14 protein-coding genes are annotated in these 21462 nt (G+C 46.5%); 8 read left to right on the top strand and 6 right to left on the bottom strand.

All coding sequences use genetic code 11. The annotated features are described in order from the left end of the window. Positions 1-116: 116 nt before the first annotated feature. A complete protein-coding gene (locus QUA83_RS17050) occupies positions 117-1763 on the bottom strand; it encodes an NAD(P)H-hydrate dehydratase (protein WP_333294570.1) in 1647 nt (548 codons plus the stop codon). 114 nt (positions 1764-1877) lie between these two features. Here QUA83_RS17050 and mnmA point away from each other — a divergent pair, with 114 nt between their 5' ends. Then, complete coding sequence (gene mnmA, locus QUA83_RS17045) at positions 1878-2969, top strand: tRNA 2-thiouridine(34) synthase MnmA (protein WP_333294567.1); 1092 nt, start codon at positions 1878-1880, stop codon at positions 2967-2969. Between the two features lie 318 nt (positions 2970-3287). Here mnmA and QUA83_RS17040 read toward each other — a convergent pair whose 3' ends face one another. Continuing rightward, entirely contained in the window at positions 3288-3869 is a 582-nt protein-coding gene (locus QUA83_RS17040; RefSeq protein ID WP_333294564.1) for a hypothetical protein, read from the bottom strand. A gap of 535 nt (positions 3870-4404) precedes the next feature. Here QUA83_RS17040 and QUA83_RS17035 point away from each other — a divergent pair. The 7 genes from QUA83_RS17035 to QUA83_RS17005 all read left to right on the top strand — a co-directional run bounded on the left by QUA83_RS17035 (position 4405) and on the right by QUA83_RS17005 (position 16950). Continuing rightward, positions 4405-6378 carry a PP2C family protein-serine/threonine phosphatase gene (locus QUA83_RS17035; RefSeq protein WP_333294561.1) on the top strand — a complete coding sequence of 658 codons (1974 nt, stop codon included), beginning with the start codon at positions 4405-4407 and terminating at the stop codon, positions 6376-6378. Positions 6379-6455: 77 nt separating this feature from the next. Next, the gene (locus QUA83_RS17030) at positions 6456-7034 is read left to right on the top strand and encodes a DUF6272 family protein (RefSeq protein WP_333294558.1); all 579 of its coding nucleotides are present in this window, start codon (positions 6456-6458) and stop codon (positions 7032-7034) included. Positions 7035-7080: 46 nt separating this feature from the next. After that, positions 7081-7425, top strand: coding sequence for a slr1659 superfamily regulator (locus tag QUA83_RS17025; protein WP_333294555.1), 345 nt, complete (start codon positions 7081-7083; stop codon positions 7423-7425). A 70-nt stretch (positions 7426-7495) separates the two neighbouring features. Continuing rightward, positions 7496-8971, top strand: a complete 1476-nt coding sequence (locus tag QUA83_RS17020; RefSeq protein WP_333294552.1) for an adenylate/guanylate cyclase domain-containing protein — start codon at positions 7496-7498, stop codon at positions 8969-8971. A gap of 506 nt (positions 8972-9477) precedes the next feature. Continuing rightward, positions 9478-14316, top strand: a complete 4839-nt coding sequence (locus tag QUA83_RS17015) for a PAS domain S-box protein (RefSeq protein WP_333294550.1) — start codon at positions 9478-9480, stop codon at positions 14314-14316. A 164-nt stretch (positions 14317-14480) separates the two neighbouring features. After that, positions 14481-16130 (top strand): ABC transporter substrate-binding protein, encoded by a 1650-nt coding sequence (locus QUA83_RS17010; protein WP_333294547.1) that lies wholly within the window; start codon positions 14481-14483, stop codon positions 16128-16130. A 160-nt stretch (positions 16131-16290) separates the two neighbouring features. Beyond that, positions 16291-16950, top strand: a complete 660-nt coding sequence (locus QUA83_RS17005) for a pentapeptide repeat-containing protein (protein ID WP_333294542.1) — start codon at positions 16291-16293, stop codon at positions 16948-16950. Between the two features lie 196 nt (positions 16951-17146). Here QUA83_RS17005 and QUA83_RS17000 read toward each other — a convergent pair whose 3' ends face one another. The 4 genes from QUA83_RS17000 to acnB all read right to left on the bottom strand — a co-directional run bounded on the left by QUA83_RS17000 (position 17147) and on the right by acnB (position 21208). Next, positions 17147-17527, bottom strand: a complete 381-nt coding sequence (locus QUA83_RS17000; RefSeq protein ID WP_445301784.1) for a cupin domain-containing protein — start codon at positions 17525-17527, stop codon at positions 17147-17149. Positions 17528-17612: 85 nt separating this feature from the next. Next, a complete protein-coding gene (locus QUA83_RS16995; protein WP_333294540.1) occupies positions 17613-18068 on the bottom strand; it encodes a nucleic acid-binding protein in 456 nt (151 codons plus the stop codon). Between the two features lie 9 nt (positions 18069-18077). Beyond that, positions 18078-18434, bottom strand: a complete 357-nt coding sequence (locus QUA83_RS16990) for a hypothetical protein (protein WP_333294537.1) — start codon at positions 18432-18434, stop codon at positions 18078-18080. 158 nt (positions 18435-18592) lie between these two features. Next, complete coding sequence (acnB, locus tag QUA83_RS16985) at positions 18593-21208, bottom strand: bifunctional aconitate hydratase 2/2-methylisocitrate dehydratase (protein ID WP_333294534.1); 2616 nt, start codon at positions 21206-21208, stop codon at positions 18593-18595. Positions 21209-21462 lie beyond the last annotated feature (254 nt).

Here is a 21462-nt window from a genome sequence, read left to right as displayed (position 1 = left end):
ATATTTTTATGAGGACTTCCGTTGTCAATACAAACCAAGAGCTAAGGTGCGCGGTGAACACCTACCCAATACAAAGATGCGGGGTACGCACTCTACCAACTCATGTTGATTGTTTGCTAAGAAAATTCTCGCAAAGCTGGAATTAAATACTGTGTCAAAGTAAAGGCATCTACTCCTAATTCCGTCCGTTCTTTGGCAGCCATGATTCCGGCTTGAGCGTGCCACCAAGCTGCTGTTGCAGCAACTGATTTGGGGGGGGATTTGCGGGCGATCGCACTTGCTAACAGTCCCCCTAACAAGCCAGTGAGAACGTCGCCACTGCCACCTCTGGCGAGGGCTGGGGTGCTTTCGGGATTGAGGTAGGTGATGGTACGTGAAGCGTCGCTATCCCGTAGGGAATCGCCCTCATCCTTCCAACTTATGCACACTCTGGCTCCTTTGAGCAATATCGTTGCACCGCAAAGCTGAGCTGCTGCTTGAGTTGCCGCAATTCGATCATCGCCGGTTTCGTCGGCTAATTCGGGAAATAAACGCTTGAATTCGCCCGGATGAGGCGTGATAATTGTCAGTGCAGAGCGTTCGGACAAAATCGGGACTGTGCCGAGTTGAGCGAGAATATTTAAACCGTCAGCATCTAAAACCAGAGGTCGATCGCTCTCCAGTACAGATTCTACAGCGATTGCCGCTTCCAATGTCAGACCAGGCCCTGCCGCGATCGCATCATAGGTACTCAAATCAATTGCTACGGGCAATTCGCTAATTGCACCGCTTTGGGTTTCGGGACATCCTATAACTAATGCCTCTGGCAACTGACTGCTCAACATCGGTTTAATCGACTCAGGAACAGCAATTGACAGCATTCCGATGCCGCTGGCTCTTGCTCCCAATGCTGCCAAAATTGCCGCTCCGCTGTAGCGGCGGGAACCTGCAATAATTAGTATGTTACCGTTGGTGTATTTGTGCGAAATTGGCGATCGGGGTAACGGCAAATGCTGAGTTGCCGAGGCTTTTGTAATGCGTTGTATTGCTGGCGTTTCACCCAATATTGCTGCAATATCTGCGGCGGGAATATCAAAATCAATTAATTCTGAACTGCCAATATATTCTAACGCTCTATCTTGCAGAAATGCCATTTTCCACAAACCCAAACATAATGTATGTTTTGCCCGGATTGCCGTCCCCAAAACTTCTCCGGTATCTGTATGAATTCCCGAGGGAATGTCTATACTTAAAACTGGGATGTTTAAATTATTTATTTCGTCAATAGCTGCTGCGGTAGCGTTATTAATTTCTCGTTCTAATCCAAAGCCAAATAAACCATCTACGAGCAAAGTGCAGTTTTTCAGATTTTCAATTTTGTCACTAAATGAAATATTTAAACAACGCGCATAATCAGCGTGATTTTTTGTTAGTTCTTTGAGTTTAGAAAACGGGCAGTAAATAACTACTTGGAACCCTTGAAAGTGCAATTCGCGGGCAACAACCAAAGCATCGCCGCCGTTGTGTCCGGGCCCAACCAATACGCCGATAACTGGCAATTGAGAATTAACAAGATTTTTCCCTTCTTCCCTCTTCCTTCTATCCGTTAAATCCCGTACACTGCTTGCCGAACTTCCTTCCGCCTTCAAAAGCTCCTGAATGCGTCTAGCAATCAGTCCCGCGACTTTTTCCATTAAAGCTGCGACTGGCATTCCAGCAGCAAAAATTCTCGTTTCTATTTGCCGCATTTGGTCGGCGGTGACAACAAATTTTTGAATGGTCATATTAATGCTAAAATTTCAGCTAACAGCAGCAGTGGCAAGTTGTAGTATACTTGTGGTATAATAAATTAGCTCGATCGAACAAAGTAACAGTAAAATAGCAATTTCTCCCCAACCATGAACAAGATTGTTGTAGGCCTCTCCGGCGGGGTCGATAGTTCCGCAGCAGCCGCAATTTTACACCATCAGGGATATGAAGTGGTGGGTTTAACGCTGTGGTTGATGAAGGGCAAAGGTCAGTGCTGCTCTGAGGGAATGGTCGATGCAGCTAAAATTTGCGAAGATTTGGGCGTTCCCCACCACATTGTTGACAGCCGCGAGGTCTTTCAGGCAAGTATTGTCGATTATTTGGTGGAGGGTTACAGTGCAGGAGTTACGCCTTTGCCTTGTTCGCAGTGCAATAAAACTGTGAAGTTCGGGCCGATGCTTAAGTTTGCTCGCGAAGAACTCGGAATTGACAAAATCGCTACAGGCCACTACGCTCGGATTACTTACGATGCTTCTACTGGTCGCTATCAGTTGCTGCGGGCGATCGACCCTGCGAAAGATCAGTCTTATTTCTTGTACGATCTAACACAGGATTTGTTGGCGGGTACAGAATTTCCTTTGGGGGAAATTACCAAGACAGAAACTCGCAAAATTGCGGCGGAATTTGGCTTGACAACTGCTGATAAGCCGGAAAGTCAGGATTTGTGCTTGGTGGAAAGTAACGGTTCGATGCGGGCTTTTCTGGATAAGTACATTGCGCCGCAAAAGGGTGACATTGTGGACAAGTCAGGGCGGGTGCTTGGACAGCACGACGGCGTTCACCACTACACCATCGGCCAGCGGAAGGGACTCGGAATTGCTGCACCGGAACCGCTGTACGTGATTGAACTCGATGCTGCTGGCAATCGGGTAATTGTGGGCGATCGACAGTTGGCAGTAGAATCTGAATGTACAGTCCAGAAAGTGAATTGGGTTTCTGTGGCTGCGCCGACGGCTCCGATTCGGGCTCAGGTACAGATTAGATATCGATCGCAACCCGTCCCGGCTACAATTATTCCTGTAGAATCCTCCCAAGCAGAGGAAAAAGTCGGCGGTACAAGAGTTAAGTTGATTTTTGACGAACCGCAGTTGAGTATTACCCCCGGACAAGCCGCTGTTTGGTATGACGGCGATGTGCTATTGGGCGGCGGCATCATCGAAAGAAACCAAATCCCAAATTAAGGCAAGGGGCGGGCTAGAAGCCCAACCCCTACTCCCCACAAAAAACCACCCACAAAAAAACTCACTCTTTGTGGAACAGGCATCTTGCCTGTTCCCAGAAGCCCACAAGAAACCACCCACAAGAAAATTCACTCTTTGTGGAACAGGCATCTTGTCTGTTCCCAGAAGCCCACAAGAAACTTCCCACAAGAAACTTCACTCTTTGTGGAACAGGCATCTTGCCTGTTCCCAGAAGCCCACAAAAAAACTCACTCTTTGTGGAACAGGCATCTTGCCTGTTCCAAAAGGAAACTTATATTTCATTTCCCAGGGGTATATTTACCTAGCTAACTTTTTTTCCAAACGCAAGATATTTCCCCTAGCATTAGTGCGGTAAACCCAAGTTTGCCTACCATCAGAAACCACAACCCGCCAACCTTCGACAATCATTTGACCGCAAATTTCATCCGCTTTCGAGAGTCCTAAACAAGTATTCGGCCAACTTTGTCCGCTTGATTCAGTTACTTTCAACTTGTCAGCAGCAATGCCAGTGGAGTCCGACAACTCTCGGCGAACTGCTTCTGCTACGGTTGCAGGCAATTTGTTCGGGGGATTTTTGCGCGTACCCTCGGCCAAATTCCCCGGTTCGGAAGTGAGAGTATTAAGTGCCAATACCGAATAGCTGATGTTTTGGGGCACCGCGGCTGAGGAAAATTGCTGCGCGGTTTGCTGCTGTTGCCTTTCCAACTGGGCCAGGGAATCTTTGAGAGCACCCGCGTTAGCCGCAGCGGTGTGTCTTAGGGCCGGATACATTTCCCATACCAGAATTCCTGTCAGCACCAAAGCCAAGATTACAGGATTGGGCTGCTTTTGGTCTCGGTTTTTATTTTTTTGAAATTTATTTTTGGAGATTCTTTTCATAATATGCCCTCTGCCTCACTTTACACAATGCGCGATCGCTCCTGAACACTCAACTGCAGATACTTACTTAGACACTATTGCTGGTGCTATTGGTTCCTTTGTGCAGAACCGATTTGACTGCTGGTGCGTGCGGCGCAAGTATTTTCTACTCGCCGCCTGCAGTTGTGTTTCAGGAAACTTGCACTACCCAGTTATTACTTAATTTTTACTTTTTGTCTCAGGGTATTAAGAAAAATTTATGCTTAAGTAAATATTCTTAAAAGCCTCTAATCCTGCCCCCAACTCTCAGTACAAATTACTATTCTGCGTTCCAAAACTGCTAAACGTGTTTTAGACTGTGGGAGGCGAGCTGAGCCAAGGATATCACAGGGATGCCTCAAAATTTGTTGCAACAGGACGAAAACGCATTAGAAATTAAATCAGCTATCGCTGATTAATTGTATTAGTATTGTGGTTTTATCGAGCGAGCGTCCTCGCAACTACTTTAGTAGCAAAGGCTACTTTTTGAGTATAATTTTGTTGACATCTATCCATTATGAACAGGAAATCCCTGGCAATCCATTTAATGAATCGGCTGAGTTATCCTCAAAAATTTCTCCTGATCGGTTTTCTATTTGCAATACCCTTAACCTTGGTCATGTACCTGTTGATTTCAGAAATCAACAGCAGGGTCGATTTTACTCAAAAAGAAATCTACGGTAATGAATACCTGCGATCGCTGCGCCAGTTGAGGGAATACATACCGAAACTTCAACTGTTAAATTATCAGATTTTAAATCCTAATTTAAGCACTTCAGAAGGCAGAAACGATTTAGAAGCCAAGATAGACAAGAACTTTCAAACCCTAGCCAATACAGATAGCCAGCTCGGAAATATATTAATGTCCAGTGAAAATTTTAATAAGATTTATCAAGATTGGCAAAATTTTAAACTTCGCCGCAGCCAGTGGAGTTTAGAAACTTACGATTTTGTCTATCAACGTTTAGCTACAGACATTGATAGACTGAGTGCTCGCGTCGGCGATACTTCCAATCTGATTTCAGACCCAGATTTGGATACCTATTATTTAATAAATGCTACTTTGCGTCAGCTTCCAGAAATGGAAAAAATTTTGTCAGAGATTAGGCTTATTTCTCAAAAAATCAGCCTGCGTGCCGATGCTACACCAGAAGAAAGAGCGCAACTAATTACTCTTTCCAGCCGATTGAGAGAAATCAATGATGATTTGGCAATTAATATGGAGGTAGCATTTAGCAATAATCATCAGGGTAATCTGCGCTCGGCATTAACAGAGGATTTAATAAAATTCAACTCTCTGGTTAAGCAGCTAACTAAGCAACTAGATCAAACAATATATCAAAGTGTATCACTAAAATATTACGCCTACATCACTGGAAGCAATTTGGCTTTAAATGCCAGTTTTAAACTCGGAGATAAAACGGTAAATGAGTTAAATTTTCTTCTTCAGTATCGGATTGCTGCTTTTGTTAATAAAAAACAATTAATTATTATTTTAGTGTTGATAATATTAGCTATAGTCATTTATCTATTTGTGTCTTTTTACAGGGCAGTTATGCAAACTGTATTTGTTCTTGACGAAACATCAAAAAAGATGGCTGATGGCAATTTTACCCAGAAAATTATTTTGGATAACAGAGATGAATTGGGGCAAGTTGTGCGTGCGTTTAACAAGATTGCCGATGCCTTAGTTGCTGCAAATCAAGAAATTACTGTTCTCAACGATCGCCTAAAAGCTGAAAATATGCGAATGAGCGCTGAACTAGACGTTACTCGGAAGATTCAGCAGATGCTGCTGCCAAAAGAGCGAGAACTTAAGGAAGTTGTCGGCTTAGATATTGCGGGATTTATGGAGGCTGCTGAGGAAGTGGGGGGCGACTATTACGACGTACTCCAGCACAAAGGTAGAGTAAAAATCGGCATTGGCGATGTTACCGGACACGGATTGGAGAGCGGCGTTTTAATGATTATGGTTCAAACCGCTGTCCGAACTTTGCTCGCCTATAATGAATCCGATCCGGTGAAATTTTTAAGTGCTATTAATAGTGTAATTTACGATAACGTGCAGCGGATGAAATCCGATAAAAATGCTAGCCTTGCCTTGCTAGACTATGAGGAGGGGATGCTGAAGTTGAGCGGCCAGCACGAAGAAATGATTGTTGTGCGGTGTAACGGTTGTGTAGAGAGGTTTGATACAATCGATTTGGGTTTCCCGATCGGGCTGGATGCAGATATTGCTGAATTTGTTGCAGAGAAAATTGTGCATTTGCGTTCAGGAGATGTGGTTGTGCTGTACACTGACGGGATTACGGAAGCTCAAAATATGGATGAACTGCTTTATGGTTTAGATAGGTTAATAGAGGTAATAGAGATTAATTGGCAGCGTTCGGCTACCGAAATTAGGCACGCTGTAATTAAGGACGTGCGATCGCACATCGGCGAACAAAAAGTTTTTGATGACATCACATTGCTGGTACTGAAACAAAAATAATTACTTGCTGATCCCTTCTAAAGTTTAAAATATATTCAATGATCCCCCTCATCTCAAACTTTAGCTCTCACATCGGTATGACTCAGATTTTCGGCGATTTCATCGAGCAGCCCGCTAGCCAAGAATACTTAATAATTGGATTTTCTCCCAGTTCGGTTCCTCTCAAGCAGCGGTGGCGGAACAACGGTTTGTCGGCGGATTTTTTGGCTGACTACTTGATAACTTTTTTTCCGGGCAACCAAGATGATCCCTCGACAATTGAAAGACAAGCTGAAATAAAAAGCGCTGTTAGCTACATTGCCAACGAGTTATTGGAAAATGCCATGAAGTTTAATGATGAAACCTCGGATTACCCGATCGATATTAAACTGCTATTAGAGAGTGACGGAGTGATTTTCTCAGTTGGTAACAGCATCTCTCCCCAAGCTGTGGACAAGTTTCAGGCTTATATTCACCAGTTGCTGACCTCCGAACCGAGGGAACTTTACATTCAGCGGCTGGAAAAAAATGCTGCTGACGACAAGTGTACCAATTCTGGATTGGGTTTGTTGACCATGCTCACCGATTATACCGCCAAACTTGGCTGGAAATTCCAGACTGTGCACAAAGACCCGGAAGTAATTGCGGTCACAACTATGGTGCAATTAACAGTATAAGCCACGCTGGCGATCGATAATATCTAAGAGACTTTTTTTTGTGGCTATGGAAATTAATACAGAAGATTACCAGATCTGTTACGATCCAGCAACGGCAACCGTGAGTTTGATTGGATCTCTAAGGCTGAGCGGGCCTGCAGAGTACGCGCCGATAGCGCAGTTTCTGACCAAAGTTGCCGACTTGGAACCGACGAAAATTACCCTCAATTTGCAGCAGTTAGAATTTTTGAACAGTTCTGGCATCAATATGCTATCGAAGTTTATTATCGAGATCCGCAAAACAGCCAGGGTGCAAATGGCGGTACAAGGCTCTCAAAGCATAGCTTGGCACGGTAAATCTTTGAGGAATTTTCAGCGCCTAATGCCTGGTTTGCAGTTGGAATTTCTATAAAAACACGATTAATTTTAGGGTGCGAGATGTTAAGCAATTTTTTGTTAGTCGAGGCGCAAATTCTCGAGTTATGCTGGAAGAACAACCATCTAGAGAACAGCTACTTTTAGAGATAGAAAGATTGCGCCAGCAAGTGGAAGACTTGAAGGAGGAAAAAGCGGATCTGGAAATCTTGCTGGAAACTACTGCTGAACATTCCGATACGGTTGAAACTGAGTTACGCTCTCGCGCATTCGAGGCCGTGCGCGAAGGCGAAATCAAGCTGGCTCAATTTCTCGAAGCGATTCCCATAGGTGTGCTTGTGCTGGATTCTCAAGGCAGACCTTACTACGTAAATCACGCCGGACAGCAGTTACTCGGTCAAGGAGTTTTGCCGTTAAATTCAGTTGAGGATTTGTCAGAAAGTTATCAAATTTATATTGCAGGAACTGAGACTATTTACCCTTTCGAGAATTTGCCGATAGTCCGAGCTTTGAGGGGCGAAAACGCGACGGCTGACGATCTAGAAATTCATCAAGCCGACAAGAAAGTTCCCCTTGAGATTTGGGGAACGCCAATTTTTGACGAGGGTGGCAAAATTGCTTTTGCGATCGCAGTTTTTCAAGATGTCACGGAACGTAAAGAAGCTGAAGCCGATCGCCATTTATTTATTAAGAAACTATTTGACCTCAACCAAAATTTAGAAAAATCCCTGGATGCCGAATCAGACTTAACTGATGCTTACGGTAGATTTGTGCCGCACCAATTTCTAAATCTGTTGGGATATGAAAGTATTATAGATGTCCATTTAGGCGACCAAGTGCAGCAAGAAATGTCGGTGCTATTTGCGGATATTCGCGACTTCACGACGCTTTCAGAAACTATGACTCCCCAAGAAAATTTTAAATTTATCAATGCTTACCTTTCGCGGATGGAGCCTGCGATTACTAGAAATAACGGGTTTATTGACAAATACATCGGCGATGCAATTATGGCTTTGTTTAGTGACTTTGCCGATGATGCAGTGAAAGCGGGTATTGCAATGCTAAATATCCTGAAGAATTATAACGAATACCGTCAAGGCGTCGGCTACGTCCCGATTCAAATTGGCATTGGCATCAATTCGGGTTCTTTGATGCTGGGGACAGTCGGGGGTACAAGCAGAATGGACAGCACTGTGATTAGCGATGCTGTTAATTTAGCATCTCGCATTGAAGGATTGACCAAAGATTACGGCGTACCTTTGTTAATTTCTCAGCAGACTTTGGAACGGTTGCGAAATCCAACAGATTATGCTATTAGGATTGTGGATAAAGTACAGGTAAAAGGAAAATCTCAATATGTCGTAGTATATGAGGTATTTGATGCAGATCCGCCGGAAAGTTTGTCGGCAAAGTTAGCAAATTTGTCTGTATATAATGAAGCTATGTTACTGTGCGATCGCAAGGAATTCCGAGAAGCGGGAAAATTATTTGAAGAGTGTTTGCGAACAAATCCCAGCGATCATGTAGCTCGCATTTACCTGAAACGCTGTCGGGATTGGCGATCGCTCCTCAAAGGAATTTAAAGTAAATTAGTCTATTTGAGATTTTAAATTGACTCCATATAGCAATTCTCGCATCACTTGTGAATTTCTTACTTTTTCTCTGCGGGTTCGGGGAGGGTTGGGGTGGGGTAAAAAAATTACGACTCCTGGAAGGATTGCTATATATCTTGAGAGTGGTGACTGACTCCTAAAAGCTGTAAAAGGTGTAAAATATAAATAGCTTTATACTTGTTACTTCTGAGGGTTCTCAAAAGAGAACGGCTTAGGGCAGAAAAACCAGCGATCGGTAATTTGGTGGGAGAACGGCGGCCAGCGCTGAACCTGTCTCAGAAAAAGTTGGCGAATGAATTAGGGATGACCTTACCCCGATTAATCGTTGGGAAAATGGACACGCTACAACTTCTCGCTTGCCACTCAAGCAAATTGAGATATTGCTGGATGAGTTAGGTGATTCGCCTTACTGCAACGCTTGGCGAATGCAGTCAGGCGCTGCGAGCAAGATATTTTTCGGATAAGGAGTACAAAGGGTGAGTGTAGAGGAAATCAACAGCATTTTCAGAGATATTCGACTACTTCCCTATGGTGTGGCCACCCTCTCCGTGGCTCTGGCACTGGCGCTAACCCGATTGCTTTTACCGTGGCTCTACCCAACCACGATGCCCCTGTTTTTCATCGCGGTGATGGTGAGTGCGTGGTATGGCAGTTTCGGGGCTGGGTTACTGGCAACAATTTTATCCACGCTGGCCATCAACTATTTTTTTATTGAGCCATTCTATTCCTTACAGATAGTTAATGTAGAGACAATTGTTCGGCTGGGTATGTTTTCGCTCGCCGCAGGATTGAGCGCTTCACTCAATCTATCGTGGCGCAGTGCTCTAAAAAATGCGAAAGCAGCCTTGCAAATTTTACAGGAAGCAAGGTCGCAAGAACAAAAAGCCCAGCTTCGGGGCGAAGCCGCACAAGCTGCGGCGACGGAGGCAAAAGAACAGCTAGAAACGGTACTTTCTAGCATCAACGATGGGTTTTACATCCTCGATCGCGATTGGCGCTACACCTATGCCAACGATCGCTACTGTGAAATGATTGGAATGCCGCGGTCAGCGATTCTGGGTCAGAACGTTTGGGATCTATTTCCGGCGGCAGTTGACACCGATGCTTATGTGCAATTTCATCGGGCAATGCACGCACAAACGCCGCTCCAGTTTGATTATCTCTACTCACCTTGGAAGGGTTGGCATGACCATCGAATTTACCCTTCGCCCAGTGGACTGACCGTTTTGCTTGCTGACATTACCGATCGCAAACAGGCGGAACTCCTCTTAATCGAGCAGAAACGACTGCTGGAGTCGATCGCCTTCGGACAGCCACTAGACGACTGTCTGGCAGCGGTATGTAACTCAGTATCCAGGCTGAATCCGGGTACCCGCGCGGGCTTCCTGCTAGCGGATGCTCAGCGCCTAACGTTTAACAGATACATTACTCCAGACTTTCCACCATCTTTTGCTGAAGGACTTCAAGATGCTCCGATTAACGATTTGTGCATTGGAACCTGCGGCGAAGCAGTGTATAGCGGTCAGCCCGTGACCTGCGCCGACATTGCCAACGACGAGCGCTGGTCGCAAGCATGGCGAAATTTATGCGTGGCTCATGGCATTCTAGCCTGTCATTCTCAGCCCGTGCTCAGGCAGGACAATCTACCTCTGGGGTCGCTGATGCTGTGCTTTAGCGAGGCGCGGAGGCCGACGGATTGGGAATATAAACTCGCCGAGTTCGGCACCCAAGTTGCCAGCATCGCCTTCGAGCGCGATCGATCGTTCCAGGCGTTGCGTGAGAGCGAAGAACAACTCCGACTGGCTTCCGAAGGCGGCAATTTGGGTTTGTGGTATTGGGATATAGAAACTGACACGCTGAGTTTTACGGACATAGCCAAAGCGATGTTTGGTTTACCCGTAGATACGGCAATGTCGATGCAGGTGTTTTTAGAAGCCGTGCATCAGGACGATCGCCCATTCGTTCACAGCGTCCTCACTGAGCTAAAAGCGAATCAACCGCATACTGAAATTGAGTATCGGGCGCTGTGGGCAGATGGCACCGTTCGTTGGATTTTGGCAAAGGGCGATTGCGCCTATAACGCTGATGGCATGATTATTTCGACGCGCGGCGTATTAATCGACATCAGCGATCGTAAACAAGCCGAAGAAGCGTTGCGTCAAAGCGAAGAGCACAGTCGGAACATTCTGGAGAGCATTGATGATGGATTCTTTTCCCTTGATGAGAATTGGTGTTTCACTTACGTGAATCCGTCTGGCGGAATTCTGCTAGACCGCACTGCAAGCGATCTGATTGGGAAAAATGTGTGGGAAGAATTCCCCGGACTCAATGGCAGCGAGTTTGAGCGGGTTTATCGGCGCGTGGCAAACGAGCGCGTAGCTTTGTCAGTCACGGCGTTTTATCCCGATCACGATCGGTGGTATGACGTTCGCACCTACCCTGCCGCGAACGGGATTACGGTTTATTTCCGAAATGTCACCGATCGAAAACAGGCCGAGGAGGTATTGCAACAACGAGAAGCAGAACTTCGTTTAGTCACCAATGCCGTGCCTGCCTTGATTTCCTTTGTAGACTCAGACCAACGCTACCGCTTCAACAATCGAGCATATGAACAATGGTTTGGACATCCGGCAACGGAAATCTATGGCAAGCACCTCCAAGAGGTTTTAGGGGAAACTGGCTATGAAGGGATTCGTCCTTATGTTGAGCAAGTCTTGGCAGGAGAGGAAGTGACCTTTGAAACCCAAGTTCCCTACAAAGATGGTCGAACCCGTTATGTCAATGCGACCTATGTTCCCCGCTGCAATAGCCAGGGAAAAGTTGAAGGGTTTGTAGCACTGGTCAACGATATCACCGATCGCAAACAAGCCGAAGCCACACTACGGGAGAGTGAGGCACGGTTCCGGGTGATGGCAGATGCCGCCCCTGTGCTGATTTGGATGTCGGGAACCGATAAACTCTGTTATTACTTCAACCTCCCGTGGCTAAACTTTACGGGACGGACGATCGAGCAAGAAATGGGCAATGGTTGGGCACAAGGAGTCCACCCCGACGACCTTGATCGGTGTTTAGACACGTATGTGACTGCCTTTGATGCCCGTCAACCGTTCAAGATGGAATATCGCTTGAAACGCTGTGATGGCATATATCGTTGGGTTATGGATGAAGCTGTTCCTCGCTACGGATTGGACGGTGAGTTCTTGGGCTACATCGGCTCCTGTGTTGATATTGAAGACCACAAACAAGCTGAGGAAGCCCTGCGCGAGAGTGAATCCCGCCTCCGTCTGATCATTGAAAGCGCCAAAGATTATGCCATCTTCACCATCGACCTTAACGGCATCATTGCCAGTTGGAACTCAGGGGCAGAAAGGTTGTTGGGCTATACCGAGACAGAAGCAATTGGTTGCTCGAGTCGGATGATCTTCACACCCGAAGATAACGAACAAGGACAAGCCGAGTACGAGAGGCAAACGGCTCTACTGCAAGGACGGGCCGAAGACGAACGCTGGCACGTCCGCAAAGATGGGAATCGCTTTTGGGCTAGTGGATTGATGATGCCCCTGCTTAACGAAGCGGATTGTCCGCAGGGATTGGTCAAAATCATGCAGGACAAGACCTCACAACGGCAAGCAAGTGAGCGACTGCAATTGCTGTATGAAACTACCCGCGATCTCATGAAGACAGAACAGCCTCTGGCGTTGATGGACACGCTATTCCGCAAACTAGCAGTGCAACTCGATCTGCACTCTTACTACAACTTCATGGTGGAAGAAAAAGACAACCGCCGGATGCTGCATTTGAGAAACTATGATGGCATCTCTGAAGAAAGGGCGCAGGCGATCGCATGGATCGAATTAGGGCAATATCTCTGTGGACTGGTTGCCCAAACGCACCAGCAACTTGTCTTGAATCAAGCCGAACTCTCCACTCATCCGAATGGTAGAGCCGCCTATGAACTGGGCATCACGGCTTACGCGGGTCAACCGTTAATCGCTCAAGGGCAGTTATTAGGAACGCTCTCATTTGCCAGTCTGACTCGGACGCACTTTACCCCTGCAGAAATCGATCTGCTGGGATCTATCTGTGACCAGATCGCGATCGCTCTGGAACGGGCAAATCTGAACGATTCACTCCAGCAGCAAGCGGAACAGCTAAGACAGGCAAATCGGATCAAGGATGAGTTTTTAGCGGTACTATCCCATGAATTGCGATCGCCCCTCAATCCCATCCTGGGATGGTCAAAGCTGCTGCAAACTGGCAAGCTGGATGCGGCCAAAACTGCACAGGCGTTAGCGACGATCGAACGCAATGCCAAGCTGCAAACTGAATTGATTGAAGATTTGCTTGATGTCTCGAAAATTCTCCAAGGCAAGCTCAGTCTTAATATTCGTCCAGTCGATTTAGCTTTAACTGTGGAATCGGCGATCGAAACTGTCAATTTGGCTGCTGTTGCCAAATCCATTGACATTCGGACTGTGTTAGATCCTCAGATTGGACAAATTTTGGGGGATTCGGGCCGTTTGCAGCAAGTTGTGTGGAATCTTGTTTCCAATGCGGTCAAATTCACTTCTGCCGGGGGGCGCGTTGAGGTGAATTTGACTCGTGTTGGCAATCACGCTCAAATTACGGTGGCGGATACAGGGATTGGCATCGCACCAGAGTTTTTACCCTACGTGTTTGACTACTTCCGGCAAAAAGATGGCGCTACAACCCGCAAGTTTGGTGGCTTGGGATTGGGGCTGGCGATCGTGCGGCATTTAGTCGAACTGCACGGTGGCACCGTTGGGGCCCAGAGCCAGGGTGAAGGGTTAGGAGCTACCTTTACCGTAAGACTGCCCCTATCAGGGAAGGTAAGACAAGAAAACTCTCTGGCAAGACTTTCGGAACGATCGACTGCGGATGAACCGTTATCCGGGATGCGGATAGTTGTGGTAGATGATGAGCCGGATATGCGAGAGTTGATTTCCTTTGTGCTAGAAGATGCAGGTGCAGAGGTAGTGACTGTTGCTGTCCCTCAAGAAGCCGTGACAGCGTTGACTAATTTCCAGCCCGATGTCCTGTTGAGCGACATTGGAATGCCGGGGATGGATGGCTATATGCTGTTGCGGCAAGTGCGAACCCTGCCGCCAGAACGGGGTGGGCTGATTCCCGCGATCGCCCTGACTGCCTATGCGGGGGAGTTTAATCAACAGCAAGCTTTGCAAGCTGGATTTCAACGACATCTGGCAAAGCCGATCGAACCGGATAAGTTAATTAAGACGATCGCCGCACTTCTTAGCAAGAACACTCATGACCCCGCAAGCTATAAAGATTGAGCCGAAGGATCTCAAACGATCGAACATCACCAAGCTTTTAAGTTACTCTGGTTAGGCAGCGATATTTGTATTACAGGAGAATCTATCAATAAATCCGGTTTCTAGTTTAATAGTGCGTAAGTCCTGATAATATAATCAATAATTTGGAGTGTCAAAAAAAGACGATGGGAATTAACAAGCAGCAGCCTAGAATACATATAAAACCTTCAGTGATTAAAGCGATAGCTCTGTTCTTTCTGTGCTGCTTGTTAACTGCAAGTTGCGGACAGGGAGCGCGTCGATCGGTGAATGCGACCGGCGAAAATGCTAATAACCGCGTTACTATTGGCACAACCTTGAAATTGCGGACGATCGACCCTGCGGACGGTTACGAAACCTTATCAGGACAATTGCTGCGAAATTTGGGCGACACTCTCTACACCTACGAGTCTGGAACTACAAAGTTAATCCCCCACTTAGCGACAGCAATGCCAAAAGTTAGCCAAGACGGATTGACATATACAATCCCCTTGCGTCAAGGTGTTATTTTTCACGATGACACACCGTTTAACGCCGCAGCAATGGAATTTTCCTTGCAGCGGTTTATCAAAAATGGTGGCAGTCCGGCTATGTTGTTGAGCGATGCAGTAGAATCGGTAAAAGCCACGGGCGAATACGAATTAACTTTTCAACTCAAAAAGCCTTTTACTGCTTTTCCTTCCCTGTTGACATTTTCCGGTATGTGTGCGGTTTCTCCGAAAGCATACGAGATTGGACAGGGTAAATTTAAACCCGATACCTTTGTGGGAACTGGACGTTACAAGCTGGCGAAGTACGGCAGCGATTCTCTCAAGTTTGATGTGTTTGACAAGTATTGGGGGGAAAAGCCGGTTAATCAAGGAATTGACCTTTTGCTGCTTTCTAGTTCGTCAAATTTGTTCAATACTTTTCAGACGGGTGCGATCGATGTAGCTTATTTGTCTCTGGATGCAGACCAAGTTCAAAGCTTGGACGAGGGAGCAAAAAAAGGGAAATGGCAGGAAATCGCGGGGGAAAGCAGTACGGTTAATTACATGGTGCTGAATACCAAGTCTAAACCGCTGGACAAGTTAGAAGTGAGACAGGCTATCGCAGCAGTGATGGATCGCCCGGTGATTAACGAGCGCGTACTGCGGGGACAAGCACAACCGCTTTACAGTCTGATTCCCACAAACTTCGACGTTCAAAAACCTGTTTTTAAAGAACTGTACGGCGATGCCAACACGACAAAGGCTAAGGAACTTTTAACGAAAGCGGGATACTCGGCCACAAATCCTTTTGTTCTGCCAATCTGGTATGCTTCGGCTTCAAGAAAAAGAGCTTTAGTCGCGAGTATGATGGAGGAGCAAGCTAAACTCAAAATGGACGGAATAATGCAGGTTGAAATTAACAGCGTTGAATCTTCGACTTTGTTTCAAAACATAGAGAAGGGAATTTATCCTGCGGTTTTAGTGGATTGGTCCGCCGACTTTTTTGACGCTGACAATTACATCCACCCGTTTTTAGATTGTGCGACAGGTTCCGAGGCTGAGGGCTGCTCCAAGGGTCAAAGTCAAGGTCAGGGTTCGTTTTATTATAGCGATCGGGTAAATGAACTAATCGACAAGCAACGAAAAGAAGCAAATCCTGAAACCCGCAAAGCCCTGTTTGCCGAAATTCAAGACATACTGGGTCAAGATGTACCTTTCATCCCTCTTTGGCAGGATAAAGACTATACATTTGCTCAGAACAGCATTACCGGCGTCCGTCTAGAACCGACGCAATCTTTTCCTTTTTGGTTCCTGAAAAAGCAATAATTCTTTACAATAATTTTTGGGAGTTTAAAACTCAATAATTATTGCATATTTTGTGCACAACAGGGTGATGATTGTCACAGTTTATCAAAGAGACTGATCACCCTAACCTCTTTAATAATGTGGGATATTATTAAAGAGAGATTTTGCTGAGGGTGGGTATATGAAACTTGGAATTTTAACAACAACAGGGCTGCTGATTGCGATCGGTTGTGCCTCCGGAGTAAAGGCAGAAAACGTATCGCACGTCAAGCAATTATTAGAAACTAAAAAATGTAGCCAATGTGACTTGACAGGAGCGCAGCTTGCTGGTATCAATTTGACTGGCGCAGATTTGAGCGGTGCGAACCTCAGCGGTGCCAACCTCAGCGGTGCAAATTTGAACGAAGCCAAACTGAATGAAGCAAATCTGAAACAAGCTAAATTGCAAGGTGCGAGTTTAATTGCGGCTAAAATGCACGGGGCTAATTTGGAGGGTGCTGATTTGAGCCGCGCTAATCTGAGTTTGGCGGGTTTAGTGATTGCGAGTTTGAAAAATACCAACCTCACCAGCGCTAATTTAATCGGCGCTAATTTAGAAAGCGCCAATTTGGCGGGTGCAAACCTGAGAAATGCTCGCCAGTCGGTAGCGAATTTAGCGAATGTCAGCCTCAGAGGTGGCAGTTTGTCGGGAGTAGACGTACAGGGAGTCAACTTGCGGGATGCAAATTTGACCAATGCAAATTTGAACGGTGCAAATTTGAATGGTTCGGACTTGACAGGTGCTAATTTAAAGAATGCCAATATGGCAAATGTAGATTTGAAAAACGCTTCTTTGCCGTAGGACGATCGCCACTTGCTATATCAAATTCTGGTGCTTAACAAAGTTAATATAATAAGGTAGGGGCAATTCTGAAATTGCCCCTAAATTTTTAATTGTAGGATTTATCTTGTTTCCGGTCGCTGCGTAGCCTAGGTCATTGTTCGGTGTGCGAAGCTTTTCCCAGGCGTCTACGGTGGGTTCATATTTGGATCTAGGATCAATCTTCCTCGTGAGCATCTTGGGCGAAGCGGATAATGTCATCATCGCCGAGGTATTCACCATTTTGGATTTCAATCATCACCAGGGGAATAACGCCTGGATTTTCTACGCGGTGAGCAGTATTCATGGGAACATAGGTTGACTGTTTCTGCATGAGAATCGTCTCTTTGTCGTCGCAGATAACTTTAGCGGTACCGGAGACGACAACCCAGTGCTCGCTGCGGTGATAGTGCATTTGGGTGCTGATGTGATGCCCCGGCTTGACTTCAATACGATTTATCTTATAACGATCGCCCGCGTCTATGACTGTAACTTGACCCCAGTAGCGGGTTTGTGTGCGATCGTCAATTTTTTCGCTTGTCTCCACTGTTTCCACCATCCTGTTTATCTCGCCAACGGTGTCTGTAAAAATATCTGTAGTTCAAAGTATAGCAGGGATTGGCTAAGTGCGATGGATTTAAACATCACTCAATTAGCCGCCACTCGCGAGCATCCACAAATTGCGACAAATGCCCCACATTTGTTGTAGCAATTACCACCTGATTTCCTTCACTAGCCTCCAATATTGCTTGAGCCGCCAAAATCACATCCCCGTCAAGTGCATTGGCTTCTGCGGTTGGTCTTCCTCTCATTCTCGCGTCAGCCCACAACTGAGCCGCTAAAAGCATTACTTCTGTAGTCAAAGGACGGTAGGGAATTTGCGATTTAAGTTCATCAAGTCGTCTAATACCTGTCGCCTTACCTGCACGAATTAATTCACGCCTCACCTCATAGTCAGCAATTTCAGGGAGCATTACAATGTAACCTTTCTGTGGCAAAGATTGCAGCCAAAGTTTGCCCTCTTGATATAAAGGAGAGGTGGCTTTGGGATTTGTAACAATTCCTAAAGGCCCAGAATCTAACAACACTATTCTGCTCATGGAATGATCTTATATATGCACGGGGTTTTCTTCTAGTGCCTTGCGGAGAACTTCAGCGGTTTCTGTTTGCTCCTGTTCATCTCCATCGTCAACCCAAGACTGTAGCAATTTGCTCAGAGCTTCGTGCTGCTGTACGGGATCGATGGTCTTAATTTCGTCTCTAGCTTTTATCGAAGTATCGGGGGTTCCTGGCTTCAGTGTTACTGTGGAGCGAAATAGCCGAATCATCTGAAGTAAGTTTGGCCAATATTCTCTCGGAGTTTGCTGAATCTCCCGCAAAAAATCTACAATTTCTTCACCTATGCGAGTTTCGGGCGCTGAAGTTCCTGTCGCTTGGCTTTCGCTAATTAAAGCTTGCTCAGGCATAATCACTTTTCTCCTTTCTCAGATTTATATGAAGTTTGATTGATTTACGAAAAGGGGATGGGGGCAGGTCGATCAATATCCTGGACGTGAACTAGAGATGCAGGCGTGAACCCCTCTCCTATTATAAATAAAAGGCGGGCAATTGCCCGCCACACTTTTTACTTGCTCAACACACCATCAGGAATCCCCAAAATATCCTCAATGCGAGGCATATCTTCCAAAGCAATAACTCTGCCTTCATCCTCAAAACCTGCAATTTGATCGAAATTCAAATAGCGATACAAATCACCCGCAAAAGGATCGATTCTCTTCGACACAATGTCATTGTATTCTTGGACTGTAGGAATGCGACCTAACAGCGAACAAACAGCAGCCAGTTCTGCCGAACCGAGATAAACTTGAGCATCTTTGCCCATGCGGTTGTTAAAGTTACGAGTAGAAGTTGAAAAAACCGTTGTCGCATCTTTAACCCGCGCTTGATTGCCCATACAAAGACTGCAACCGGGCATTTCTGTACGCGCTCCAGCGGCTCCAAAAATGCTGTAATAACCTTCTTCTTTGAGTTGCTGTTCGTCCATCCGAGTTGGGGGACAAATCCACAGGCGAGTTTTCACTTCCCCTGCACCTTCCAACACCTTCGCTGTGGCGCGGTAGTGACCGATATTTGTCATGCAAGAACCGACAAATACTTCGTCAACGCGATCGCCCGCAACCTCACTCAACAACTTAACATTATCCGGGTCATTGGGAGCAGCCACAATTGGCTCTTTAATCTCGTTCAGATCGATTTCGATGATTTCAACGTATTCGGCATCAGCATCCGCCTCCATCAGCACCGGATTTGCCAGCCATTCCTCCATCTTCGCCACCCGGCGCATCATCGTCCGCGCATCTTGATAGCCCCGCGCTACCATGTTTTTCAGCAGCGCGACATTGGAGCGAATGTACTCGGAAACAGTCTCCACGCTCAATTTAATCGTGCATCCAGCGCAAGAACGCTCGGCCGTCGCATCGGTCAATTCAAAAGCCTGCTCAACCTTCAAATCGGGCAAACCCTCAATCTCCATAATCCGCCCAGAAAAGATGTTTTTCTTGTTCTGTTTCGCGACGGTTAGCAAACCTTTTTGAATTGCCACATAGGGAATTGCATTCACCACATCCCGCAGCGTTACTCCGGGCTGCAATTCACCTTTGAACCGCACTAAAACCGATTCCGGCATATCCAAAGGCATGACGCCCAAGGCCGCAGCAAATGCCACCAATCCCGAACCCGCAGGAAAGGAAATTCCCAAAGGAAAACGAGTGTGAGAATCGCCGCCAGTTCCCACTGTATCGGGCAATAACATCCGGTTGAGCCAAGAGTGAATAATGCCGTCTCCGGGGCGCAAAGCTATGCCGGCGCGCTCTGCCATGAAATCGGGCAATTCATGGTGAGTTTTGACATCAACAGGTTTTGGATAAGCGGCGGTATGGCAGAAACTTTGAATAACCAAATCGGCGCTAAATCCCAAACAAGCAAGTTCTTTCAATTCGTCGCGAGTCATTGGCCCGGTGGTATCTTGCGAGCCGACTGTTGTCATTACTGGTTCGCAAGATGTACCGGGACGAACGCCGGACAAACCGCAGGCTTTTCCTACCATTTTTTGTGCTAAAGTAAAGCCTTTTCCCGTATCTACTGGAATTGTAGGACGGGTAAAAATAGTGCTAGGTTCTAGTCCTAAAGCAGCGCGAGTTTTGTCGGTTAAAGTTCGTCCAATTAATAGCGGAATTCGTCCACCTGCGCGAACTTCGTCTAGAATTGTGTCGGGTTTGAGGGTGAAGGTGGAGATAATTTCTCCGGCTTCGTTGGTGATTTCGCCTTTGTAGGGATGGATGGTAATTACCATTCCTGTTTCCATTTGGGAGACATCACATTCGATCGGCAATGCGCCGGAATCTTCAGCGGTATTGAAGAATATCGGGGCGATCGCACTTCCTAAAATATAACCGCCACTGCGCTTGTTCGGCACAAACGGAATATCATTGCCAATATGCCAGAGCACGGAATTAATCGCCGATTTCCGCGAGGAACCGGTGCCGACAACATCACCAACATAGGCGACGGGATGACCTTTTTGCTTCAAGTCTGCAATGGTTTGCAAAGCTCCTGGCATCTTACTTTCCAGCATCGCCAAAGCGTGTAGGGGAATGTCCGGCCGCGTGGTAGCATGAGGTGCAGGCGACAAGTCGTCAGTATTGGTTTCTCCAGGAACTTTGAAGACTGTAACGGTAATCGCTTCTGGCAACACAGGACGACCTGTAAACCACTCGGCATCCGCCCAAGAATCGACTACCTGCTTGGCGTAGGGATTGGTATCAGACAAAGCTATAACGTCGTGGAAAGCGTCGAATACTAACAACGTTTTGCTCAGTGCCCGGGCGGCGGTGGCGGGAATGGCGATTTCGGCAGTGGGATTGAGCAAATCGATTAAAGATTGGACGTTGTAACCGCCCATCATTGTCCCCAGCAGGTAAACTGCCCATTTGGGAGCAATTAGGGGGCTGTGGATTTCGCCTTTAGCAATGCCAGTTAAAAAACCAGCTTTGACGTAGGCGGCGCTGTCTACGCCTGGGGGGACGCGATCGCGCAATAATTCTATTAAGGTTTCTTCTTCTTGTGCCGGCGGATTTTTCAGCAGTTCACACAGTTCCGACGTTTGCTGGGCGTCTAGTGGCAGGGGTGGAATTCCCAAAGCGGCCCGTTCGGCAGCGGTACGGCGGTAAGATTCAAGCATTTCTCCTCTCTCCTCGGATAGTATTCGGTGGTTGTTTGTAGGTGACTTTACTTTTTAGATTAGGAGCTTCCGCTGCACATTGGGTAAAGTACCTCGCTCTTATCAAAACTTAACGCAACTTTAAAAACAGTAGATTGTCATACCAAAGACAGATGTGGTCTTTAACGGGAGAGCAGCGTATCAAACTTCAGCCGAGCAGTTTAGGGGCGTTCAGTTGCATAGTTCTGGTTAAGATTAATGTGTTGTGGGCTACT

This window comes from Microcoleus sp. K1-B1 (assembly GCF_036704705.1).
In the GTDB taxonomy this organism is placed as follows: Bacteria; Cyanobacteriota; Cyanobacteriia; order Cyanobacteriales; family Microcoleaceae; genus Microcoleus.
Note: the sequence above shows the minus strand (reverse complement) of the source record. Positions and strands in the feature narration are given on the sequence as shown.